Below are 21726 nucleotides of genomic sequence, written 5' to 3'. Positions count from 1 at the left end.
AGAATTAGTAGGAGACAGAGAGCGCCGTCGTCAAATATTGTTGACGAAACGGCGATTTTCCACTTGCTTTTTCGTCAGAACTGGACGTCGCCGTTTGAATTCGGTATGAGCCTCATCGCGCCCGCCGGGGGAGGGTCTGGCGCTGAATGTGCCTGTGCGAGGTTATCTGATGCTACGATACATAATGGCTGTTGCCACATTGGCAGCAACCGTGCTGCCGAGTGTTTCCGTCGCTGAGAGGGAAGCCACCGAATCTGCCAAACGCGAACTTGTGACCCGGAGCGAATTGCCCGGGCAAAACTTTCGCGACTATCTGAATCTGTTCAAGCCCCGTAAGGCGCCTGTGCTGGAAAAAGTTTCGTATTCAAAGTCCTGGTTGGATCAACTCCCCAAGGCTTCCGGAGACGAGAACTTTAAATGTCTTGCCGAGGCGCTGTACTTTGAAGCGCGCGGTGAAAGCGTGCGCGGTCAGTTTGCCGTGGCCGAGGTGATCCTGAACCGGGTCAAAAGCAGCCGCTTTCCAAGCTCGCTGTGCGGGGTGATCAAGCAGGGAACCGGCAAGAAGTACCAGTGCCAGTTCACCTACACTTGCGATGGTCAAAAGGAAGTAATCCGCGAGAAAAAAGCCTATGAACGTGTGTCCAAGGTTGCCCGCGCAGCAATCGACGGCGTTGGCGTGGGGCTTACCGAAGGGGCGACTCACTATCACACCAAAGCCGTGCGCCCGTCATGGTCTCGTGTCTACAAAGAGACCGCTCGGATCGGGGTCCATATTTTCTACCGCCACAACTATCGGACCGCGAGCAACTGATTGACGCACCCGCGCTGGAACCTTGATGGCGCGGGGCAAATCATGACCTATGTAGCGGGCCAGGAGGTCCGCTATGATTTTATCCCGCAGACGGTTTTTGCAAACTTCGACCGCGCTTGCGCTGCTGCCACGGGCGGCGCATGCGGTCAGTTCTGATCTGATCGCGCAAGAAGCGATGCAGCAGATTGCCCCGTCGGGGTATCCGGCCACGCCGGTATGGACTTATGGCGGCTCTGTGCCCGGGGTCGACATTCGTGTACCTCAAGGTGGGCGTGTCAGGCGCAAACTGATCAACAATCTGTCCCAACCCACGGCAGTGCACTGGCACGGAATTCGGATCGACAATGCAATGGATGGCGTGCCGGGGTTGACGCAGGACGCTGTCGAGACGGGCCAATCCTTCGACTATGATTTTGTTGCACCCGATGCCGGAACGTATTGGTATCACTCGCATAACAGATCCATGGAACAGGTCGCCCGAGGTCTGTACGGACCTTTGATCGTTGAAGATTCCAGCCCGCCGGATGTTGATAAGGATATGACGCTGATGCTGGACGATTGGCGTCTGGATCCAGAAACGGCGCATGTCGTGGATGATTTCGACAATGGGCACGATCTTAGTCATGCAGGGCGGCTGGGTAATCTCGTGTCCGTCAATGGCAGCTTTGATCCGGCTTACAACGTTGGATCGGGGGAACGCCTGCGATTGCGCCTGATAAACGCATCTAACGCTCGAATATTTGATTTGGCCTTGGACGGGCTGACGGGATGGATTGTGGCACTGGATGGCATGCCGCTGACAACGCCACTGCCTGTCGAAGGCGACTTCCCCCTTGCACCGGCACAACGCGCGGATCTTATTGTGGATGTGACCGCTCCGTCGGGGGACGTTGCCAGCCTTGCCAGTATCGAGCGGGACGGCGGGTACGGCTTGGTACGCTTTACCGTCACCGAAGAATCCACGCAGCGAAGGCAGGGTGTTGAGGCGTTGCCCGCAAACAATATGCCGGAATTTCAATATGATGAAGCACCGCTGCATCGCATGTCCCTGCAAGGCGGCGCGATGCGTTGGCTTGAAGGGGCGAAGCTTGGCGATCAGGACCTGACGGGACGTGAGTTGGCGCAACTCGGCCGGTTCTGGGCTCTGAACGGATACGCTGAACGCCCCAAGGACCCGTTTTTGGATGCGCGTCAGGGGCAGGTACACCGGATCGAATTTTTGAACGAAACTGCCTTTCCTCATGCAATGCATCTACATGGTCACCACTTCCGAATTATTCTGCCGGATGGCAGTTTGGGGCCGTGGCGTGACACGGTGTTGGTTGACCGGGGGCAAACCCGACAAATTGCACTTGTGGCGGACAACCCGGGCGATTGGCTGCTGCATTGTCATATGCTGGGTCATGCCGCCTCGGGTATGATGAGCTGGTTCCGCGTCAGCTGACGCCGCATTCGATGGCTGGAAAGACGCATGTTGCGGTGTTATACGCGCGCGCATCGTTTATTTTGGGCAAACACGTCCACAAAGCCCGAAGAGGTTCGCCTGTATGAGCTCTGAAATCCGTCTTGCCTTTGCGCATCCGTCCGAGCGGTCCGAAGCGACCGCCTCTCGGGGGCCGCTGGATCGTATTTCCTTGCGCGATCATATCGTCGAGGTAGAGATCGGCGCGTTTCAGGCCGAACGTGGAACGACCCAGCGGATTTGCTTTAACATCGTGGTTGAAGTTCGCCCCTTGAGCGATCCCATCGACGATGACGTGGATCGCATCCTGTCCTACGACCGGGTGACTGAAGCGATTGCATTTGAGCTTTCGGCCGAACGTCTTAATCTTTTGGAAACCCTGGCGGACCGCGTGGCGGAACGTATTCTACTTGAGCCTCAGGCTGTAAGAGCTTTCGTCAGAATAGAAAAACTTGACCGCGGTCCCGGCGCCCTAGGTGTCGAAATTGTTCGCGGAAAAGACAATACCCATCAAGACGTGGTCGAGGAAGAGCGCCCCCATCCGCGTTTGGCCTTTCTATCGAACGAGGCTATCGTCTCGCCCAATCTGACCGGGTGGATCGACCAACTGGAAAATCGTGAACGCCCTCTGATCCTGTGCGTCGGAGCCGCAGATATGCCGGTTTCCCAAACCGGCCATGCGATGACCCAACGCCGAATTGATCTGCTGGCCATCGAACAGAACGCGTGGGTTCTGGCCGCGCGCGATCACCGTTGCGTTGTTGTCTCAACACGGACTGAGCTGGATTGGGCCATGAAAAACGGCCAGATTTGTGTCTGGGCGCCCTCGAAAATCGTTCTGGACGCCGTCGATGGTCCGTCTGCTGCACCTTCGGATGCGGTCGCGCTGGCCGCATGGTTTGCCGCGACTTTTGAAGCGAGCGAGATGATGGTGATAGGCGGCGCGCTGCCCGACGCCCCGAAAACACCGTTGCGCGCGATTTCGGTGGATCAGGCGCAACTGTGACCTCGTATTTTCGACCTCTGGTTCAGCATGGTCCTAACCGTCCGTCGGGTTCTGTACCATTAGCGGGCCAGCCGCTTTGGTTTACCCATGTTGAACGGTTAAGCCGAAAAGAACGTCCAATGGTCATTGCCGTACAGGATGTACCAAGCGATGCGCTGGACCGACTGACGCGTCCACGTGCCGATGTTGCGGGCCTTGCCATGGATCGCCCGCATATTATGGGTATTCTGAATGCAACTCCGGACAGTTTCTCGGATGGCGGCGTGCACAACTCGGTTAGTGCCGGGCAATCTGCGGCCGAGCAGATGGTGTCACACGACGCAACCATTCTGGATATCGGCGGAGAATCTACCCGACCCGGAGCGAGTTTTGTTCCCGAAGACGAAGAGATCGCCCGGACCCGCCCGCTGATCGAAGCTATCAAGTCCCGTACGGATGCGTTGATATCCATAGATACGCGTAAGTCCGCTGTCGCCAAAGCCGCGTGGGAAGCCGGGGCAGGGCTGATCAACGACGTCACCGGCTTTACCTATGACCCGTTGCTTGCGCCTTTTTGTGCCGAAGTTGGGGCGCCGGTTTGTGTGATGCACATGCAGGGTGATCCGGCCACGATGCAAGATAACCCGACCTATGAGGATGTCCTGCTGGACGTCTATGATTTCCTGGAGGGGCAGGTAGATAGCCTGGAAAAACTGGGTTTGAACCGAGATCAGATCATCGTCGATCCGGGCATTGGCTTTGGTAAGACTGAGGCGCATAATCTGGCTTTGCTGCAGGGGATCAGCCTGTTTCACGGTTTGGGCTGCCCGATACTGTTGGGCGTGTCCCGAAAAGGTATGATCGGGCAAATTGGCAAAGAGCCGCGCAAGGACGCCCGTGCGCCGGGATCTATCGCAGTAGGGCTGGCCGGATTGTCCCAAGGCGTTCAAATTTTGCGCGTGCATGATGTGGCAGACACGGCTCAGGCCTTGCGCCTTTGGGCTGCCGTCCGGTAAGGCGGAGACAGGCAAGAAGTGACGGAGTGATATTATGCGCAAGCTGTTCGGAACCGATGGGGTAAGGGGTACGGCAAATACCCATCCAATCACGGCCGAAATGGCATTGCGCATCGGTGCAGCCGCTGGTCGCTATTTCCGCCGCGACCAATCCGACGTTCACCGTGTGGTAATCGGTAAAGATACAAGACTGTCCGGTTATATGCTGGAAAACGCTCTGACGGCCGGTTTGACCTCGACAGGTATGAATGTGCTGCTTCTTGGGCCTGTGCCAACACCCGCAGTCGGGCTGATGACACGGTCGATGCGTGCTGATCTGGGGGTCATGATTTCGGCCAGCCACAACCCTGCCGAAGACAATGGCATCAAGTTCTTTGGCCCGGATGGGTACAAACTGTCCGATCAGGCAGAAGCCGAGATCGAGCGTCTGATAGAAGAGGGCGTTAGCCCCGCGCAAGCGCAGAATATCGGTCGCGCCCGACGCGTGGATGATGCGCGTTTTCGGTATGGTGAGCGGGTAAAGTCCTCGCTGTCGCGCGACCTGCGTTTGGACGGGCTGAAAGTAGTGGTGGATTGTGCCAACGGGGCTGCGCACCGTACAGCGCCTGAGGTTTTGTGGGAATTGGGTGCCGAAGTGATCCCGGTAGGGATTGCGCCCAACGGTAAGAACATCAACCTTAATTGCGGTTCGACCAAACCACAATTGGCTGCGGAAACGGTTGTCGCTCATGGCGCGGACGTCGGAATTTGCCTGGATGGTGATGCCGACCGTGTGGTCATGGTCGATGAACACGGGCAAGTCGCAGATGGCGATCAGCTAATGGCGCTTTTGGCGACCAGTTGGGCCAAAGAAGAACGGCTCAAGGGGGGTGCGCTGGTTGCAACTGTCATGTCGAACCTTGGTCTTGAAAGGCATCTGACCAAACACGGTTTGCGTCTGGAGCGGACCGGCGTCGGGGACCGCTATGTCGTTGAACGTATGCGTGAAGGCGGGTTCAACCTGGGCGGCGAACAGTCCGGCCACATCGTGATGAGCGACTATGCGACAACGGGAGACGGCCTGATGGCAGGTCTCCATTTCCTGGCTGAGATGGTTCATACAGGCCGTAATGCATCGGAACTGTCGGTGCAGTTCGAAACCGTTCCACAAATGCTGAAGAACGTGCGTTATGGCGAAGGACAAGCCCCGCTTGAGGCAACCAGCGTGCAGGCTGCGATTTCTGACGCCGAAGCACGGCTGAACGGGCAGGGGCGCTTGCTGATCCGTAAATCGGGCACAGAACCTCTGATCCGTGTAATGGCGGAATGCGAAGACGACGACTTGTTGAATCAGGTTGTTGATGGCATCGTTGCTGAAGTCGAAGCCGTCACAAGCTAGCGGCCTGTCAGCATCTTTCGAAGGCTGAACCACTGGCTGATGGCCAACCCTGTCAGGATCATGGCAAGTGCCACGTAAAACCGGAGCGGCAAAGCTTCGGACAACACCAACGCGCCGAACACCATCGACCAGATCGGCACCTGATAATTGACCAGTGTCATGAAGACGGACCCTGCACTGCGAATGACAGACACGCGCAGTAGTGTTGCGAATGCTGTGGGCACCAGTCCCAAGACGATAATGGCAATGCTCGGACGGGTGCCTTCCCAGGTCGGCACGCCTTCGGTCACAAACATGATTGGCAGTAGGATCACTGCGCCTACCAGCAAGGTCAGAGCGGCCAGAACCACCGGGTCAATGGGCGGGCATTGGCGGGTGAAGATCGACGCGAAGGAATAACATAGTGCTGCCCCGATGCAGGCCAGTTGCGCCAGTGGTTCCGCCCCTTGGCCGAGCTGTGCCAAACCGGGGCCGATCAGCACCAATGCGCCGCAAAAGCCTAGGGTAACGCCCACCAACCGCCTGAGGTTCAGGGGCTCGTCCGAGAAGAAATGAGCCAAAGGCAGCACCATCAGCGGAATTGCGGCCATCGACAGGCCCGCGAAGGCTGAGGGTACGTATTGCTGACCCCAACTCAGCAAAACAAAGGGCAGGGCGGATGACAGAATGCCAATTACGATGACCGAGGTCCAAAGTGCAGCGGACCCCGAGGGCAGTTTGCGGTTCGTGGCCGCCATTAGTCCCAGAAGCATCACGGCGCCCAGCGTCGTCCGCGCGGTGGCGACGGTGATAGGTCCATACCCTTCCAGAGCCATGGCAACGACCATGAACGTACCGCCCCAGATCAGGCCAAGGGTGATAACGCCGCTCCAATCGCGGGATGTGGGTTGCTGGACCATCTTCGTCTCGGCTTAGGGTATGGACAAAAAAGGGCGGCCAGAAGGGCCGCCCTTTCGCATTCGCCTGACGGGATCAGTTCTTTTCCTGATCGACCAGCTTGCCGGCTGAAATCCACGGCATCATGTCGCGCAGTTTCTTGCCAACCTGCTCGATCTGATGCTCATCGTTGTGACGGCGTGCTGCTTTGATGGTCGGTTGACCAACAGCGTTCTCAAGCATGAAGTCACGTACGAACTTGCCGGTCTGGATGTCCGACAGGGTCTCTTTCATCGCCTTCTTGGTCTGCTCATAAGGCAGGATCCGCGGACCGGTGACGTACTGGCCGTATTCGGCTGTGTTGGAGATCGAGTAATCCATGTTGGCAATGCCGCCTTCATAGATCAGGTCAACAATCAGCTTGGTTTCGTGCAGACACTCGAAGTAAGCCATTTCAGGCGCGTAGCCTGCCTCAACCAGCGTTTCAAAGCCGCAACGGATTAGCTCAACGATGCCGCCGCACAGAACTGCCTGCTCACCGAACAGGTCGGTTTCGCATTCTTCGCGGAAGTTGGTTTCGATGATGCCCGAGCGGCCGCCACCGATGGCCGAGCAGTAGGACAGGCCGATTTCCAGCGCCTTGCCGGTTGCGTCGCTATCCACCGCAACAAGGCAGGGCACGCCGCCGCCTTTGACGTATTCGCCGCGCACGGTATGGCCGGGGCCCTTGGGGGCCATCATGATGACGTCGACGCCTTCTTTCGGCTCAATCAGGCCAAAGTGGACGTTCAGGCCGTGGGCAAACGCGATCGCGGAACCCGGCTTGATGTTGTCATGCACGTATTTCTTGTAGGTCTCGGCCTGCAGTTCGTCGGGCATGGTGAACATGATGACGTCACACCAGGCTGCCGCTTCGGCGATGCCCATGACTTCCAGGCCTTCGGCTTCGGCTTTCTTGGCCGATGCAGATCCTTCGCGCAAAGCGACGACAAGGTTTTTCGCGCCCGAGTCGCGCAGGTTCAGTGCGTGGGCATGGCCTTGGCTGCCATAGCCCAGGATCGCCACTTTCTTGTCTTTGATCAGGTTGATGTCGCAATCGCGATCGTAATAGACGCGCATGTCGCCGGTCCTTTCTGGTTAGATTGCCGAGGGTTTTACCTGCCAGACTGTGTATTGGCGATAGGGTTGGCCTTGAGTATTTGTAAAAAAGATGAAGAATAATTCTTGAAACTGTAGATTCGTGAAAAATTCATGCTTGATGATTTAGACCGCCGAATCCTGCGCCACTTTCAGGCTGATCCCAGTCTGACCGCCGCAGAACTGGCCGAACGTTGCCGTATCAGTCAGGGCGTCTGCTGGCGTCGGGTCGAAAAGATGCAGGCGGCGGGGATCATTCTGGGGCAAGAGGCTGTGATTGACTGGGCGGCGCTTGGGTACGCCGTTGAGGTTTCGCTGCGGGTCACACTGGACAAGACGCAAGCCCGCGCGTTTGACGAATTCACTGCGGCCGCCCGGCAGGTGCCTGAGGTGATCGAATTGCAGACCTTTCTGGGCCGGGTAGATGTGCGCCTCTCGGTTATTGCCAGGGACATGGCACATTACCAACAACTCTACCGCGACCGCATTCTGACCCTGCCGCATATCGCGGATATCGAGGCCTTGATGCACATCGCGCGGGTCAAAAGCGAAGAGGTCCTGCCGGTATGACCGATCTGGATGAACTTGACCGAAAGATACTGCGCGCGCTGGCGCAGGATGCTTCGCTAAGCGCGGGGGCGTTGGGGCGTAACCTGGGATTGTCACAACCCGCGACATGGCGGCGAATTCGACGGCTGGAAACCTCGGGCATTATCAAAGGCAGAAGGCTACGCCTGAACGCCGAGGCTTTGGGGTTCGGCGTGACGGTGTTCCTTGGCGTAAAACTGGCACGCAAGGGACAGATCAGTTTGGAGGATTTCGAGCGTGCCGTAAGTGCGATTCCCGAAGTTCAGACGGTCGAGCATGTGCTGGGTCTGTACGACTATCGCCTGCGGGTTGTTGCCCGTGATTTGTCGGATTTTGAGCGTGTCCTGCGCCGCCGGATCATGACCTTGCCCGGCGCAGGAGATGTCGAGGCCAACGTTCTACTGAGCGAGGAACGCCTGCCGGGCCCGATTGGATAGAGTGGGTCAGTACCGTGTGCGGATGCAATATCCCGGATGGTGCGTCATCCGGGCAAAAGCCATCGGGTTGCCGTTCTTCCAGGTTGTGCGTTCCAGCTGGATCATGGATGCCCCGGCAGTTGTCCCCATGAATTCCGCCAGACGTCCGTCGGCTGAGATCGCACAAAAGGCGACTTCCGCTTCGGTAAACGGAGAGGCGTTTAGAAGCCATTCATGCGGGCCGTGACAGCTTAGGTCGGCATATTCGATTTCAGGCACTGCATCTATGTTGATCCAGCGTTCCTCCAGTTGGAAGGGACGGTTGTCTGCATAGTGCATGCAAATGACATGCAAAACGCGAATGTCCGCCGAAACACCGATCTGCGAGGCCAGCCAACCGGGGCTTGCGACCACGTTGCGTTCAACCAACGAGTACCGATAGGTTGCATTTTGGCTTTCAACTGTTTGACGGGCTAAAGAAAATTCCAGCTTTGCATGCTTGCTGGGTTCCTTTTTGACGCGGGTCCCGCTTTTGCGTTTGCGTTCGACAAAGCCCTGATCGGCAAGCTCGCGCAAAGCGCGGTTCACCGTCGCGCGGGCGCAATTGAATTCCTCGGCAAGCTGAGTTTCGGTTGGCAGAAGCGATCCCTGCGGCCAAACGCGGCTTTCGATCCTCCGTTTAACTTCGTCCCGTACAACTTGAAAACTGATCCGCTTTTGCGCATTCACCTGTCGAAATACCTTTCTTCCACAAAGTGAGTGCATCTGGTCAGAAACACGTCAAAGTGTAAAGGGCTACTGACACTAATTGGCGTCATTTATTAGCGAATTCGACGAACAATGTGTCATTTGATTATTTTGTTTTCGGGTTCCCTTGGGGCAGGTATTCAGGTTCAGTACAGGTCGCGACAGATTAAACCGGGTCGTGAGTCCGCTGACACAATTTGAAAGGACAAACCATGCCAGCGCTATTGGATACCGTTGATCCCTCTGGGCTCGAAGAGTTCTCGGTCGTTTTTACCGATAGATCATTGAACCACATGTCGGTTCAATTCCAACAGGTTATGCGCGACATCTCTGGGTTACTGAAGGATGTATATAACGCAGATGGCGTGGCAATAATCCCCGGTGGTGGCACCTATGGGATGGAGGCCGTTGCCCGGCAATTTGCGAGCAACGCGAATGTTCTGGTCGTTCGGAATGGCTGGTTTTCCTATCGCTGGAGCCAGATTATCGAATCCGCTAGTCTTACGGCGTCAACCACGGTTCTCAAGGCGCGGCAGACGGGCAATTCCAGCCCTTCGCCCTTTGCCCCGGCACCGATTGATGAGGTTGTTTCAGCAATTTATGAACAGCGCCCGGATGTCGTATTCGCTCCGCATGTGGAAACCTCGGCAGGGGTTATTCTGCCCGACGATTACGTAACAACCATGGCTTCTGCGGCGCATGAGGTTGGGGCTTTGATGGTGCTGGACTGCATCGCATCGGGTTGTGCCTGGGTCGACATGAAGGCGACCGGAGTGGACGTTCTTATCTCGGCCCCCCAGAAAGGGTGGAGCGCATCGCCCTGTGCAGGCCTTGTCATGCTGTCCGAGCGTGGCGAGGCGCGGTTGGAAGAGACGACTTCTGACAGCTTTGCCGTTGATCTGAAGAAGTGGCGGCAGATTATGCAGGCTTATGAAAATGGCGGACATGCGTATCACGCAACCATGCCAACGGATGCGTTAAAGGCGTTCCGGGATACGATGGTCGAGACCCGTGACTATGGGTTTGAAAAACTGCGCGATGCACAATGGGCATTGGGGGATGGTGTGCGGGCCATGCTGCGGGATAAAGGCATCGTCTCGGTTGCCGCAGACGGATTTGGTGCGCCGGGGGTTGTGGTCAGCTATACGGCGGACCCGGACGTTCAGAACGGTAAGAAGTTTGCCGCTTTGGGCATGCAGATCGCAGCAGGTGTGCCATTGCAATGTGATGAACCCGAAGGCTTCAGCACTTTCCGTGTTGGCCTGTTCGGCCTGGACAAATTGTACGATGTCGACGGTACCATCGGACGTCTCAAACGTGTGTTGGATCAGGTTCTTTGAGCTCCGGGGCCTTAGCGTACGCCGAGGCCCATTTGCATCAACGTCTTGCGAATGGGCGGTAGGGAATAGAGAGCGTTCAGACCCATGGCCCGCACGTCCCTTAACGGCCGCGCTTCGATCATCGAGGCGCGGTTCAGCAGGTCGATGCCTTTGACGCGCATCTCGATTTCGGTATGGCGGGCCTTATGATAGGCGTCGAGCATCTGCGCATCGCCCAAGCCGTCGGGGCGAGCTTGTGCAAGATCTAGCAGGCTGCGCAGATCGCCCAGCGACATGTTCAGACCCTGCGCGCCAATAGGGGGCACCACATGGGCGGCTTCGGCCATTAGCGCGACACGTTCGCCTGAAAGACGTTCAGCCGACTGGCTGATGATGGGCCAGATGGTTCGGCGAGAAGCCAGTTTCAACGGTCCGAACAACCCACAGGAACGCTCGGTCATCTGATCCTCAAACGACTCGGGCTCGGTGTTCAGCAACTCAACTGCGCGGGGGCCGCGCTCCATCCACACGATCGCCGAAGACGGCTGCCCTTGCCAGTCGGGGAGGGGAACCAGAGTGAACGGCCCGCCAGAGCGGTGAATTTCAGTTGAAACGTTGTCGTGTGGAATCGGGTGTGTGACTGCAAAGGCCAGTGCCTTTTGGCCATATCGGGTCGTATGGACGTTGATACCAGCGGCCTCTCGCATTGGGGAGCTGCGCCCGTCTGCAGCAACCACCAGTTTACTGCGAATGCGACTGCCGTCACTCAGCCCCACGCGCGCTTCGACTGTGCGAGTGAACAGGCTGGCGGTGCCTGTACCGGGGCGGAAATCGACGTTGGGCAGTTCCGCCAGACGCGCCACCATCTCACGCCGCAACAGCCAGTTGGGCAGGTTCCAACCGAACGGCTGGTCTGAAATATCGGCGGCGTTGAAATCGCGCACCACGCGGGGTTCGGGCACGTCACCGCCGGCGTCCACAATGCGCATAATCTGCAAAGGGGCTGCGTGTGCGTCCAGCCGTTGCCACAAGCCGCATTGTTCCAGCAGCCCGTGTGCAGGTTGGAGAAACGCGGTGGTCCGCAAATCTGAACCGTCCACGTCACGCTCGGTGACAGGTGGGGTCGGGTCGACGCAAACGACGTCGAAACCTGCGGTTCCAAAGGCCGCCGCAGCGGTCAGTCCGGCGATTCCTCCGCCGGAAATCAGGATGTCACAGCTGTCTTTCATGACCTTGGCCTCCGAGTGTTGCGCAGAACCTAGTGCGGTTCTGCATCGGGTGCCAAGTGACATCCTGTCCCGCGTCTCAGCCGCGAGAGATCAGAATGAGGATCAGGAACATTACCGGCACCATCATTACGGCTGGGATGTATAGGCCCGGCAAACCGAACAACAGGGCCGAACAGCCCCACATGCTGAATATCGCGGCCGCAGTATATCCCCAATCTTCGCCCTTGGCATCCGCGACATCGCGCGCCATCCATCCAAACAGGGGAATTGCAAACAACAGGCGCTGCCAGATGGGCAGGCGTCCGGGCATCTCGATCGCGCTCATGGGGTCTCCGATTCTGTTCGTCGCTGAGGCGCATATAGGGACGATGCTGCACCCGCAGAATGTGCAGATCGTCGCAGTGTGACAGCCTATCGCAGGCGGGCCAGAAACGCGGTCAAATCGTCGGTATGGTGGTGGATATGATCGGCCTCATGCGGCTCAGGTGCGACGTGGACAGTGCGCATTCCCATTGCATGAGGGGCGGCCAGATTGCGCGGATCATCTTCGAACATTGCCGCTTTGGCCGCGTCGATTCCATCTTGTGCAAAGATAGTCTCGAAGGCGGCCTGCTCGGGTTTTGGCCGATAGCCCGCATGTTCCACGCCGTAGATCGCATCGAACAACCCGCCGAGGCCGCGTGCTTCCAACACCCGTTCTGCGTAAGGCGCGCTGCCATTAGTGTAGACGATGCGACGACCGGGCAGCGATCGGATGTGGTCGGCCAGTTCGGCGTCAGGGTCCATATGGCTCATGTCCACCTGATGCACGGCATGCAGATAAGGATCAGGGTCCAGATCGTGCTCGGCCATCAACCCTGCCAGCGTAGTGCCGTATTCCCGCCAATAGTGCGAGCGCAGACGATCCGCTTCTGCCCGCTCTACGCCGATGGCCTTTACCACATAGTCCGTCATCAGAACCTCGATCTGATCGAACAGTTGCATATGAGGCGGGTACAGCGTGTTGTCGAGGTCGAACACCCATTGGGTGACGTGCGTAAAGGAAGGTTTGACCATGGTTCGGGTTTAGGCCGACGTGCCACGGTTTTCAATGCTACACTTGATTGCGAGGGGGTGGGGCGGATAGACATGTCCGAACGAGGAGACAAACCACCCGATGCCCCAATCCAGACAGCCCAATAAAGACGCATACAGTCTAATTCTCGAAGCAATTGACGTAGGCGTTTACAAGCCTGGTGACCGATTGGTCGAAAGTGAGCTGGCAGAGCGATTTGGCGTGTCCCGCACGCCGATCCGCGAAGCGTTGCAGCGGCTTGAAACTCAGTCCTTGCTGGAGCGTGACGGGCGATCCCTGATTGTGGCTTCGCTTGACCACAACCAAATGGCCGAGCTTTACGTCGTCCGGCGTGAGCTGGAAGGGTTGGCAGCAAAGCTGGCCGCGAAACACGCCACCGAAGAAGAGATCAAAGTGCTGCAGGACATGGTCGCCGCCGATGATGCACTAGTGGATGATCCAACAGCGCTTTCGAGGGCCAACAGGCGGTTTCATGAACAAATCCATTTGGCGTCACACAATAGATATCTGGTGCAACAGCTGGACCTTGTTCACCGCACTATGGCGCTGATGGCCACCACATCCTTGGCGGTTCAGGGCCGTGGCGAGATTGCTCAGAGCGAACACAAGGGCATAGTCGAGGCGATCGCAGCACGGGATGAAGAGGCGGCAGAACACGCGCTAAAAGAACATATTTCGGTGGCCTTCATGACGCGCCTGAAACAGGATGCAGTGCTGCGCGAGAAGTGACGCTTAGTGCGGCTGAACCTCTTCTCGGGCCTGTCCATGCTGTGTTTTGTCCCAGAAGAACGGGTTGCTGGCCAGCTCCCACAGGGCTTTGTAGGCGGCCAGCACGCCTAGCGGAAAATACAGGGGCATCGTTGGAACCCACGGCATCAGGAACCGCCTTTCTGGCGCGGCAACGGCCAGCATTCCGACAATTAGATTGGTCATCTCCGCGGTCAGAAACACGCCGATAAGTGCGTAGAAGAACCAATCTGACAAAAGTGGATCAAATGGGCCGGGCAGGCCCAATGACGCTAACCAAAACAGCCATAGGACCGGTGCCAATAGAAACTGACCAATCGTGCCCAGAAAGAACGCCTGAACGCCAAGAAATCGCTTGAGCCCAATGTCGTTCAGCAGACGCAGCGGTGCGCGCATGTGCACGAGATAGGTCACCATGAACCCCTTCAGCCAGCGTGAGCGTTGTTTGACCCAGGGCCAGGCGCGAAAGTTCGCCTCTTCATAGGTGGTGGTATCGACCATCTCGGTCCGGTATCCCGCACGGCTAAGACGTACGCCCAAATCTGCATCTTCGGTCACGTTGTGGGCATCCCAGCCGCCAAGCTCCAGCAGTTTGTCTCGGCGGAAAAAGAAAGTTGTGCCACCCAACGGCACGACCAGACCCAGGTTCGAAATGCCCTGCAAAATGATCCGAAACCAACTGCTGTACTCGATTGTAAAGCAGCGTGACCGCCAATTGGTGCGCGGGTTGTAATAATCCAGAACGCCTTGCAGGCACACGACGTCCTCGCTGGCCCGCGAGAAATGTCGGACCACCCGTTCGATCTGATCCGGTTGCGGTGCGTCTTCGGCATCCCAAACCCCCAGAATGTCGCCTCGGCAAAAATCCAATGCATAGTTCATTGCGCGAGGCTTGGTCGTCAGGCCGTTCAGTTCGGGAACTTCCACAGTTCTGATCCAGCTGGGCAACTCCACCCGACTTACTGTCGCCCGCGTGACCTCATCCGAGGCTTCCAAAACCAGTATGACATCCAATAACGCCTTTGGGTACGTCAGGCGTTGAAGCCGCTTGATCAAAGCGCCAGCTATTTCTCTTTCTTTGTACAGGGGTACCATCACTGAAACGCGAGGTAGCCGCAGTGGAACAGGCTCGGGATTTTGGCACCGTTGACGAGTTCTCATGAGGTACGAGACTAGGCCAGCTATCCTCAAAGCCATGAACAGAAGCAGCGAAGCCACGGCAGTGGTCAGCAGAACAGACAACCCGATCAGAGGAAACGCCGCAAAAAAGCAAAGAAGTCCTGCAATCGCAACTATAGGACCCACGCGCGCTGTTGGTGTCCAGGACCGACAGCTCTGATCTTCGTCGACCCGAGCTTCTGCGCCTTGGGCCAAAGTTTCCGAAAATGCGTCGGCGATTGCGTGATCAATCTGACTGGTTGACGCAAGTACTGGTGAGACCGTGTGTTCAGTGTGGGACAGGGCGGCGCGAACAGCGGCAAAACGGTCCGGATTCGCGGTCGCGATAAGCAGGATGGGGCCGATACGTCGCCACGGGATAACGTTATGCTTTAGCCAAAACTCGACCGGTTTGATGTTACATAAAGTCCGAGTGGGTGGTGTGTCTTCCAGATCGACAACTTGCAGGTTGGTCTGCTCGGACAAGGCGTCCATGACGTTCTGACGGCTGATCCATCCCTCTCCAACAAGGATCTCGCCTAAGGGGGCCTGTTGCCTAGATTGCAGATGCAGCGCTTTTTCCAACTGCGCAGGGGTAATACACCCGCGTTCTATCAAACAGGTTCCGAGGGGCTTCCGCTCCCGAACGGAAATCGGCGCGGCGCGCGCGAAATGCTGCAGGTTTAGTTCGACCATTAAAAAACCCTGACGCGGTGATCCCGGCGTCAGGGTTGCTCATTCATGGTTAACAGCGCGTTAACACTAAACGATCAGGCAGTTAAGCCTGTGCTTTCTTACCCGCCATTGCCTCGGCAAAGCGTTCGAACAGATAAAAGCTGTCCTGAGGGCCAGGCGAGGCTTCGGGGTGGTACTGCACCGAATAGACCGGACGACCCGACATCCGAATGCCGCAGTTCGAGCCGTCAAACAGCGAGCGATGCGTTTCGACAACGCCATCCGGCAGAGTTTGCGCGTCCACCGCAAAACCGTGGTTCATCGAGGTGATCTCGACCTTGCCGGTATCCAGATCCTTGACCGGGTGGTTTGCGCCGTGGTGGCCGTGGTTCATTTTCACGGTCTGACCGCCCAGAGCCAGCGCCAGCATCTGGTGCCCGAGGCAAATGCCAAAGACGGGCAGGTCGGTTGTGTCCAGAACCTCTTTAATCATCGGTACGGCGTATTCACCGGTGGCTGCGGGGTCGCCGGGGCCGTTCGACAGAAACACGCCATCAGGATTATGGGCCAACACCTCGGTGGCAGTCGCCGTTGCAGGCAGAACCGTGACATCGCAACCAGCCGAGGCGAGGCAGCGCAGGATATTGCGCTTTGCGCCAAAATCGACGGCGACAACTTTGTGCGCCGGAGCCTCCTGCGGTTTGTAGCCATCCGGCCAGGCCCACCGCATCTCGTTCCAGCGATAGCTTTGAGCGCAGGTCACATCTTTGGCCAGGTCCATGCCTTCCAGGCCGGCAAAGCCGCGTGCGGCTGCAACCAGAGCCTCGATGTCGAAATTGCCATCCGGGTCATGCGCCAGCGCCACATGAGGTGCACCTTGCTGACGAATGGCGCGGGTCAGGCGGCGCGTATCCACGCCACCGATGGCAATACGTCCGCGCCGAGCCAGCCAGTCCTTCAGTTCCTCGGCTGAGCGCCAGTTAGATGGTTCGGTGGGGTCCCATTTGACGACCATTCCGGCAGCTACGGGATCGCTGGTCTCGTCATCCTCGGGGTTCACGCCAACGTTGCCGATATGTGGGAAAGTGAAGGTCACGATCTGTCCAGCATAGGAGGGGTCGGTCATGATTTCCTGATAACCGGTCATGGCCGTGTTAAAGCACAACTCGGCGACGGTCTGACCGGTGGCGCCGAAGCCCATACCGTAGAACAATGTACCGTCGGCCAATGCCAGACATGCGGTGGGCTTGGACGGGGCGTTCTGGGCCATTGCGCGACTCTCCTACAAGGTAAACCGGCGCATAACTAAGGGGGTTGTACGCTCGGGTCAAGTCTGTTCAATTTTTGGGCTATCGTTTTAAATCAATGTGTTAGCTATGTTCGCCCCCTGTTGTGTCGCGCTTTTTGTTTCGATATGGTCGGGGTTCCTTTGCCATGGGGATGGACAGAACATATGGATATGCGATCAAGGGTGAACACAGCCCTTAAGCAAGCGATGAAAGACAAGGACGCCGAGCGCTTGTCGACGCTGCGCCTGATTAACGCTGCGATCAAGGACCGTGACATCGCGTCGCGTGCGTCTGACAACGAAGAAGCCAAAGGCTGCGGTGACGCAGAGGTGCTTGAGATTCTTGGCAAAATGACCAAGCAACGCAAGGAAAGCGCCCGTGCCTATGAAGAAGGCGGTCGGCTGGACTTGGCCGAGCGGGAACTACGCGAGGTCGACGTTATCGAGGAATTCCTGCCCAAGCAGTTGGACGATGACGAGGTCAGCAAAGCGATTCAAACCGCAATCACGGCCACAGGCGCTGGGTCGATCCGCGATATGGGCAAAGTGATGGGCGAGTTGAAAACCCGTTACACCGGTCAAATGGATTTCGGTAAGGTCGGCCCGATGGTCAAAGACCAGCTTTGCGCCGGTGCAAGCGGCGGCTGCTAAGTCCTTTTCTTTTGCCAAAAGCTAAGGCTGCGCGACGGGTTCGCGCAGTTTTTTTGTGAGCTCATCATAGAGCGTAATCCGTTCTTCCTCAGACAGAAACGCACCGATTTCAACCTCGCGACCATCTCCGGTCAGCGTGACATAGTTTGGGACCGGGCCGCCGCGCTCGTGCATTTCGGGGCGCGCCCAATAGCGGTTACAGGACCATTCCTGCTGCCCCCGCTGCGGGTGATGCTGCACCAGGCGCGCCTGCGTGCCGGTCAAAGTAAACACCTCGAAGATGCTGCGGGCCCGGTAATTTGACTGGATTGCCAGCCACAGGCCTAGAACCGTGAGCAACATGAACGGTAGCAAGCCCCACAACAAAACCGAGCCCAGCACTGCCATGAGGGGGATCAAACCAAACAAGAAGACTGCGAACACAACGCGCATCGCCCAGCGTGGAGGCAGAGAGTTATGCGGCCACAGGCGCAACTCTTGTTCGGAATTTGACGTTTGATTCCATCGGTAGGGCATGATGCGAAAATAGCGCAACACCTGCGTGTGTCTAACAGGAAAGATCAGATGACGTGACCGACTCTGGCCCAGGACAGCGCGTCGTCCAGCCTATCGTCGCCCCAGAAAACCTCGCCGCGCACGACCATGCTGGGAGCGCCGAATACACCCAGCTTAGTGGCCTGTTCGGTTTCGGTCTCAAGCGCCGAGATCGTGTCCGGGCTGCGCGCGCGGGCAATGGTCAGTCGCGGGTCTTGCTGGCACCGATGCAAGGCTTCTGACAGCGCGGTTTCGCTGCCTGCTTCGATTCCTTCTTCGAACCAGATGCGATACAGGTTTTGGGTGAAAGATTTGCCCCAACCGTCTGACATGCCCAGCACGGCCACCTGGTTGGCCAGCGCGAGATCCGAGATCGGGTAGGGCGCAGGAAGCGTGGCGTGCAGGTGGTACTTGGCCGCTCGCCGTTCGATATCCCGCCACATGTATGCGGATTTGATGGGTTTGCCGGAAAAGGGAATGTTCTTCTGCTCGGACATCACTGTCCGCACATTGAAAGGCCGCCAATTCACGGTGGCGTCATGCTCATCGCACCAGTCATCCAAACGCATAATCGTCAGGAAGCTGTATGTGCTTCCGATGGAATACCAAAAATCAATTTCAGGCATCTGTTCACTCCGATCTCAGAGTTTCAGGACATATGATACCCTAATTCGGACAGATTATCGAACGCGTCCGGAAATGGCGTTGCGAACCCGCCAAAACTGGTTGCCCTATATCAGGGCTTTTTCGATAGGTTTCACAGGTTGTGGCGCAACGCCGAATTCGGTCATCTGACGTAAGTCGATCTCGATGGTCCGACACAGGGCCGAGATCGGGACGTCGGTGACATCCCCTTCAAACGGATCTTCCATCGACGCACTGACGCGTTCGGTGACAAAGAAGATCCAGCAGACCAGTGCCCCTACGGGCGCAAATGTCAGCCAATCAAAGATCACAAGCTGCCACACAGAGAAATCTGTTCCGGCGACAACCGATCGCTCGTCGTTGAATGCCAATGGGAGCATGAAGATGAAGATCCAACTGAAAACCCGTCCGACTTCGGCAACCTGTCTGGGAAACGGCGTGTTTTTGATGCGCTCGCACTGACCCTGCGTAGTCGTAAACCGGGCGAGACGGTCCATCAGGGCGACGTGCCAAAACGGATCAATGCGATGGTTGCGCGCCAACTCTGCTATCTTTTCGCCCTGAAGAAACATCAGATAGGCCGCCCGATTGCTCTTGCCCTCAAGCCTTGGCAAGTCGCATTGCAACTGGTGTTCCCGCCAGCAGTCGGGGTTTTGATGCAGTTCGGCGTAGTCGGAAATAGGCTTGTGCCCAAACATCCACGGGCGTCGGCTGCGTCCTGTCGGAGAAGGTTGGCGCAGCTGAAATGCCAGCATATTGAGCCAAGCGATGTGACGTTCGATCAGTTCGTTGCGCAGCGCAGGATCAATTGGTGTACCGTCGGGCAGTACCAAATTGCTGATGGTGTTGCCCCAATCCCGGCTGGCGTTGACGATCTCGCCCCAGATGCTGCGCGCCTCGGACCATCGCCCAAAGGCTGAGGTATTCTTGAAGCCAAGAAAGAATGCCACAGCCAGTCCTAGCATGGTGACGGGTGGACTAGGGTTCGAGATCAGCTCGATTGTGGTGAGTTCGTCTGCCAGTACAACCAGCAATGACCATGTCAGCACGATGCAGATAAAGCCAAAGGAGCCTTTGACCATCTGTCGTACAGTAATTCCATCGTGAAGGATCATGACCGATCAGGTCCTGCGCAATTTGTGATTGCAAGACAGTCTAACGGCTTATTCTCGGGCAAGTCTATGCCAGCGCTGTTTTAATCCGGAGGTCTGAAAAATGAAAAGCCCCGCGTTTGCGGGGCTTTCCAGATAGTGTTTTGCAGGGTTTAGTGGGCGTGGCCCTTGTCCCAGTCTTCCTGCTTTGGCAGCTGCTCGAACGTGTGTTCGGGCGGCGGGGTAGGCAGGGTCCATTCCAGCGTGTCCGCGTATTCGTTCCACGGGTTCGGACGTGTTTCTTTCGCGCCGCGCAGCAGGGCGTAGATCACGATGCCGAAGAACAGCAGGAACGAAGCGAAAGAGATGAACGCACCAATCGACGATACAAAGTTCCACTGAGCGAATGCCTCGGGGTAGTCGATGTAACGACGCGGCATGCCCTGACGGCCCAGGAAGTGCTGCGGGAAGAAGGTCAGGTTGGCGCCGATGAAGAACAGCCAGAAGTGAACCTTGCCCCAGAATTCCGAGTACTGACGACCTGTCATTTTCGAGAAGTAGAAGTACACGCCCGCGAAGATCGCAAAGACCGCACCCAAGCTCATCACGTAGTGGAAGTGCGCAACCACGTAGTAGGTGTCGTGGTAAGCACGGTCCACACCAGCCTGCGACAGTACAACGCCGGTCACACCACCAACGGTGAACAGGAACAGGAAGCCGAAAGCGAACAGCATCGGCGTCTTGAACTCGATTGAACCGCCCCACATGGTCGCGATCCACGAGAAGACCTTAACCCCTGTCGGAACCGCGATGACCATCGTGGCCAGCATGAAGTAGGCCTGCTGACGCAGCGACATGCCAACGGTGTACATGTGGTGCGCCCATACGACGAAGCCCAGAACACCGATCGCGATGATCGCCCAGACCATCGGCAGGTAACCGAAGATCGGCTTCCGCGCGAAGGTCGCAATCACGTGGCTGATGATGCCGAAGCCGGGCAGGATCACGATGTACACTTCCGGGTGGCCAAAGAACCACAGGATGTGCTGATACAGAATCGGATCGCCGCCACCGGCCGGATCAAAGAAGGTGAAACCAAAGTTGCGGTCCATCAGCAACATGGTGATCGCGCCTGCCAGAACCGGCAGTGACAGCAGAATCAGCCACGAGGTGACGAAGATCGACCAGCTGAACAGCGGCACCTTGAACAGGGTCATGCCTGGGGCGCGCATGTTCAGGAAGGTGGTGATCATGTTGATCGCGCCGAGGATCGAGGAGGCGCCCGATACGTGCACGGCGAAGATCGCAAGGTCCATGGACATGCCGCCCTCGGTCGTGGACAGCGGTGGGTAGAGAACCCAGCCAACGCCCGAACCAAGCTGGTCGTTACCACCGGGGCTCAGCAGCGAAGCCACGCCCAGCGAGGTACCAGCGACGTACAGCCAGAAGGACAGGTTGTTCATCCGCGGGAACGCCATATCCGGCGCGCCGATCTGCAACGGCATGAAATAGTTGCCAAATCCGCCGAAAAGGGCAGGGATGACCACGAAGAACATCATCAGAACACCATGGTAGGTGATCATAACGTTCCACAGGTGTCCGTTGGGGGTACATGGGTCGGCCATAAAGCCTTCTAGGCACATGTACTGAACACCGGGGTGCATCAGCTCGAGCCGCATGTAGACGGTCATCATAACCGAGATCAGACCGGCGAGTGCCGAGACGATCAGGTAGAGAATCCCGATGTCCTTGTGGTTGGTCGACATGAACCAGCGCTGGAAAAAGCTGCGCTGGTCTTCATGGTCGTGACCATGAATGGCTGCGTCTGCCATTATAGGTGCCTCCTGTTGCAACTACACCGCGCAGTCGGACCTCTCCAACGCGCGGGATTCCTGCTG

The 21726-nt window shown here is 57.3% G+C and carries 22 protein-coding genes; 10 read left to right on the top strand and 12 right to left on the bottom strand.

The genetic code is table 11. The features are described 5' to 3' along the window. Positions 1 to 169 precede the first annotated feature (169 nt). The 5 genes from GOW92_RS03300 (at position 170) to glmM (ending at position 5652) form a co-directional block, all read left to right on the top strand. Positions 170 to 811 carry a cell wall hydrolase gene (locus GOW92_RS03300; protein WP_170557959.1) on the top strand — a complete coding sequence of 214 codons (642 nt, stop codon included), beginning with the start codon at positions 170 to 172 and terminating at the stop codon, positions 809 to 811. Between the two features lie 73 nt (positions 812 to 884). Further along, positions 885 to 2255 (top strand): multicopper oxidase family protein, encoded by a 1371-nt coding sequence (locus tag GOW92_RS03295; RefSeq protein ID WP_170557957.1) that lies wholly within the window; start codon positions 885 to 887, stop codon positions 2253 to 2255. A gap of 103 nt (positions 2256 to 2358) precedes the next feature. Further along, positions 2359 to 3279, top strand: coding sequence for a dihydroneopterin aldolase (locus tag GOW92_RS03290; protein WP_170557955.1), 921 nt, complete (start codon positions 2359 to 2361; stop codon positions 3277 to 3279). Beyond that, positions 3276 to 4274 carry a dihydropteroate synthase gene (gene folP, locus GOW92_RS03285; RefSeq protein ID WP_170557953.1) on the top strand — a complete coding sequence of 333 codons (999 nt, stop codon included), beginning with the start codon at positions 3276 to 3278 and terminating at the stop codon, positions 4272 to 4274. The genes GOW92_RS03290 and folP overlap by 4 nt, the downstream gene beginning before the upstream one ends. A gap of 34 nt (positions 4275 to 4308) precedes the next feature. Continuing rightward, positions 4309 to 5652 carry a phosphoglucosamine mutase gene (gene glmM / locus GOW92_RS03280; RefSeq protein WP_170557951.1) on the top strand — a complete coding sequence of 448 codons (1344 nt, stop codon included), beginning with the start codon at positions 4309 to 4311 and terminating at the stop codon, positions 5650 to 5652. Here the strand turns inward: glmM and GOW92_RS03275 are convergent. Together GOW92_RS03275 and ilvC are read right to left on the bottom strand one after the other, a co-directional pair. After that, the gene (locus GOW92_RS03275; RefSeq protein ID WP_170557949.1) at positions 5649 to 6551 is read right to left on the bottom strand and encodes a DMT family transporter; all 903 of its coding nucleotides are present in this window, start codon (positions 6549 to 6551) and stop codon (positions 5649 to 5651) included. The two genes, glmM and GOW92_RS03275, sit on opposite strands and share 4 nt — an antisense overlap. 73 nt (positions 6552 to 6624) lie before the next feature. Beyond that, entirely contained in the window at positions 6625 to 7647 is a 1023-nt protein-coding gene (gene ilvC / locus GOW92_RS03270) for a ketol-acid reductoisomerase (RefSeq protein ID WP_170412147.1), read from the bottom strand. Between the two features lie 132 nt (positions 7648 to 7779). Between ilvC and GOW92_RS03265 the strand changes: the two genes are divergently transcribed. Together GOW92_RS03265 and GOW92_RS03260 are read left to right on the top strand one after the other, a co-directional pair. Then, the gene (locus GOW92_RS03265) at positions 7780 to 8235 is read left to right on the top strand and encodes an Lrp/AsnC family transcriptional regulator (RefSeq protein ID WP_170557947.1); all 456 of its coding nucleotides are present in this window, start codon (positions 7780 to 7782) and stop codon (positions 8233 to 8235) included. Beyond that, positions 8232 to 8690, top strand: coding sequence for an Lrp/AsnC family transcriptional regulator (locus GOW92_RS03260; RefSeq protein ID WP_170557945.1), 459 nt, complete (start codon positions 8232 to 8234; stop codon positions 8688 to 8690). Before GOW92_RS03265 ends, GOW92_RS03260 begins: the two co-directional genes overlap by 4 nt. 6 nt (positions 8691 to 8696) lie before the next feature. On the opposite strand, the gene GOW92_RS03255 is transcribed toward GOW92_RS03260, so the two are convergent. Next, a complete protein-coding gene (locus tag GOW92_RS03255) occupies positions 8697 to 9398 on the bottom strand; it encodes a GntR family transcriptional regulator (RefSeq protein WP_170557943.1) in 702 nt (233 codons plus the stop codon). A gap of 230 nt (positions 9399 to 9628) precedes the next feature. Here GOW92_RS03255 and GOW92_RS03250 point away from each other — a divergent pair, with 230 nt between their 5' ends. Beyond that, complete coding sequence (locus GOW92_RS03250; RefSeq protein ID WP_170557941.1) at positions 9629 to 10756, top strand: aminotransferase class V-fold PLP-dependent enzyme; 1128 nt, start codon at positions 9629 to 9631, stop codon at positions 10754 to 10756. 11 nt (positions 10757 to 10767) lie between these two features. On the opposite strand, the gene GOW92_RS03245 is transcribed toward GOW92_RS03250, so the two are convergent. The 3 genes from GOW92_RS03245 to GOW92_RS03235 form a co-directional block, all read right to left on the bottom strand. Then, positions 10768 to 11964 (bottom strand): UbiH/UbiF family hydroxylase, encoded by a 1197-nt coding sequence (locus GOW92_RS03245; protein ID WP_170557939.1) that lies wholly within the window; start codon positions 11962 to 11964, stop codon positions 10768 to 10770. 76 nt (positions 11965 to 12040) lie between these two features. Beyond that, positions 12041 to 12289: a hypothetical protein gene (locus tag GOW92_RS03240; protein ID WP_170557937.1), complete on the bottom strand. Its 249-nt coding sequence runs from the start codon at positions 12287 to 12289 to the stop codon at positions 12041 to 12043. Between the two features lie 86 nt (positions 12290 to 12375). Beyond that, positions 12376 to 13020 carry a pyrimidine 5'-nucleotidase gene (locus tag GOW92_RS03235; protein ID WP_170557935.1) on the bottom strand — a complete coding sequence of 215 codons (645 nt, stop codon included), beginning with the start codon at positions 13018 to 13020 and terminating at the stop codon, positions 12376 to 12378. A gap of 100 nt (positions 13021 to 13120) precedes the next feature. On the opposite strand from GOW92_RS03235, the gene GOW92_RS03230 reads away from it, so the two are divergent. Then, positions 13121 to 13768, top strand: coding sequence for a GntR family transcriptional regulator (locus tag GOW92_RS03230; RefSeq protein ID WP_170557933.1), 648 nt, complete (start codon positions 13121 to 13123; stop codon positions 13766 to 13768). Positions 13769 to 13771: 3 nt separating this feature from the next. On the opposite strand, the gene GOW92_RS03225 is transcribed toward GOW92_RS03230, so the two are convergent. Together GOW92_RS03225 and carA are read right to left on the bottom strand one after the other, a co-directional pair. After that, complete coding sequence (locus tag GOW92_RS03225) at positions 13772 to 15640, bottom strand: glycosyltransferase (RefSeq protein WP_170557931.1); 1869 nt, start codon at positions 15638 to 15640, stop codon at positions 13772 to 13774. A gap of 82 nt (positions 15641 to 15722) precedes the next feature. Continuing rightward, positions 15723 to 16889: a glutamine-hydrolyzing carbamoyl-phosphate synthase small subunit gene (gene carA, locus GOW92_RS03220; protein WP_170557929.1), complete on the bottom strand. Its 1167-nt coding sequence runs from the start codon at positions 16887 to 16889 to the stop codon at positions 15723 to 15725. Between the two features lie 183 nt (positions 16890 to 17072). On the opposite strand from carA, the gene GOW92_RS03215 reads away from it, so the two are divergent. After that, a complete protein-coding gene (locus GOW92_RS03215) occupies positions 17073 to 17558 on the top strand; it encodes a GatB/YqeY domain-containing protein (protein ID WP_170557927.1) in 486 nt (161 codons plus the stop codon). Between the two features lie 21 nt (positions 17559 to 17579). Here the strand turns inward: GOW92_RS03215 and GOW92_RS03210 are convergent, their stop codons facing one another. The 4 genes from GOW92_RS03210 to ctaD form a co-directional block, all read right to left on the bottom strand. Next, positions 17580 to 18074: a DUF2244 domain-containing protein gene (locus GOW92_RS03210; protein ID WP_170557925.1), complete on the bottom strand. Its 495-nt coding sequence runs from the start codon at positions 18072 to 18074 to the stop codon at positions 17580 to 17582. Positions 18075 to 18118: 44 nt separating this feature from the next. Further along, positions 18119 to 18718 carry a 2-hydroxychromene-2-carboxylate isomerase gene (locus GOW92_RS03205; RefSeq protein ID WP_170557923.1) on the bottom strand — a complete coding sequence of 200 codons (600 nt, stop codon included), beginning with the start codon at positions 18716 to 18718 and terminating at the stop codon, positions 18119 to 18121. 105 nt (positions 18719 to 18823) lie between these two features. Beyond that, positions 18824 to 19852: a bestrophin family protein gene (locus GOW92_RS03200; protein WP_170557921.1), complete on the bottom strand. Its 1029-nt coding sequence runs from the start codon at positions 19850 to 19852 to the stop codon at positions 18824 to 18826. Between the two features lie 149 nt (positions 19853 to 20001). Next, positions 20002 to 21660, bottom strand: a complete 1659-nt coding sequence (gene ctaD / locus GOW92_RS03195) for a cytochrome c oxidase subunit I (protein WP_170557919.1) — start codon at positions 21658 to 21660, stop codon at positions 20002 to 20004. Positions 21661 to 21726: the final 66 nt, after the last annotated feature.

The sequence above is a fragment of the Ruegeria atlantica genome (assembly GCF_013032505.1).
Taxonomy (GTDB): Bacteria; Pseudomonadota; Alphaproteobacteria; order Rhodobacterales; family Rhodobacteraceae; genus Ruegeria; species Ruegeria atlantica_F.
The sequence above is the reverse complement of the archived record's forward strand: the minus strand, read 5'-3'. Positions and strand labels throughout refer to the sequence as shown.

Excerpts from the sequence above, each read along its gene's own strand:
- GOW92_RS03230 (WP_170557933.1), top strand. The coding sequence starts at position 13,121 with ATGCCCCAATCCAGACAGCCCAATAAAGACGCATACAGTCTAATTCTC.
- ctaD (WP_170557919.1), bottom strand. The coding sequence starts at position 21,660 with ATGGCAGACGCAGCCATTCATGGTCACGACCATGAAGACCAGCGCAGC.
- GOW92_RS03225 (WP_170557931.1), bottom strand. The coding sequence starts at position 15,640 with ATGGTCGAACTAAACCTGCAGCATTTCGCGCGCGCCGCGCCGATTTCC.
- GOW92_RS03265 (WP_170557947.1), top strand. The coding sequence starts at position 7,780 with ATGCTTGATGATTTAGACCGCCGAATCCTGCGCCACTTTCAGGCTGAT.
- GOW92_RS03210 (WP_170557925.1), bottom strand. The coding sequence starts at position 18,074 with ATGCCCTACCGATGGAATCAAACGTCAAATTCCGAACAAGAGTTGCGC.
- GOW92_RS03275 (WP_170557949.1), bottom strand. The coding sequence starts at position 6,551 with ATGGTCCAGCAACCCACATCCCGCGATTGGAGCGGCGTTATCACCCTT.
- GOW92_RS03290 (WP_170557955.1), top strand. The coding sequence starts at position 2,359 with ATGAGCTCTGAAATCCGTCTTGCCTTTGCGCATCCGTCCGAGCGGTCC.
- GOW92_RS03300 (WP_170557959.1), top strand. The coding sequence starts at position 170 with ATGCTACGATACATAATGGCTGTTGCCACATTGGCAGCAACCGTGCTG.
- GOW92_RS03245 (WP_170557939.1), bottom strand. The coding sequence starts at position 11,964 with ATGAAAGACAGCTGTGACATCCTGATTTCCGGCGGAGGAATCGCCGGA.
- GOW92_RS03215 (WP_170557927.1), top strand. The coding sequence starts at position 17,073 with ATGGATATGCGATCAAGGGTGAACACAGCCCTTAAGCAAGCGATGAAA.
- glmM (WP_170557951.1), top strand. The coding sequence starts at position 4,309 with ATGCGCAAGCTGTTCGGAACCGATGGGGTAAGGGGTACGGCAAATACC.
- GOW92_RS03250 (WP_170557941.1), top strand. The coding sequence starts at position 9,629 with ATGCCAGCGCTATTGGATACCGTTGATCCCTCTGGGCTCGAAGAGTTC.
- GOW92_RS03235 (WP_170557935.1), bottom strand. The coding sequence starts at position 13,020 with ATGGTCAAACCTTCCTTTACGCACGTCACCCAATGGGTGTTCGACCTC.
- GOW92_RS03260 (WP_170557945.1), top strand. The coding sequence starts at position 8,232 with ATGACCGATCTGGATGAACTTGACCGAAAGATACTGCGCGCGCTGGCG.
- GOW92_RS03200 (WP_170557921.1), bottom strand. The coding sequence starts at position 19,852 with ATGATCCTTCACGATGGAATTACTGTACGACAGATGGTCAAAGGCTCC.
- carA (WP_170557929.1), bottom strand. The coding sequence starts at position 16,889 with ATGGCCCAGAACGCCCCGTCCAAGCCCACCGCATGTCTGGCATTGGCC.
- GOW92_RS03240 (WP_170557937.1), bottom strand. The coding sequence starts at position 12,289 with ATGAGCGCGATCGAGATGCCCGGACGCCTGCCCATCTGGCAGCGCCTG.
- ilvC (WP_170412147.1), bottom strand. The coding sequence starts at position 7,647 with ATGCGCGTCTATTACGATCGCGATTGCGACATCAACCTGATCAAAGAC.
- GOW92_RS03295 (WP_170557957.1), top strand. The coding sequence starts at position 885 with ATGATTTTATCCCGCAGACGGTTTTTGCAAACTTCGACCGCGCTTGCG.
- GOW92_RS03205 (WP_170557923.1), bottom strand. The coding sequence starts at position 18,718 with ATGCCTGAAATTGATTTTTGGTATTCCATCGGAAGCACATACAGCTTC.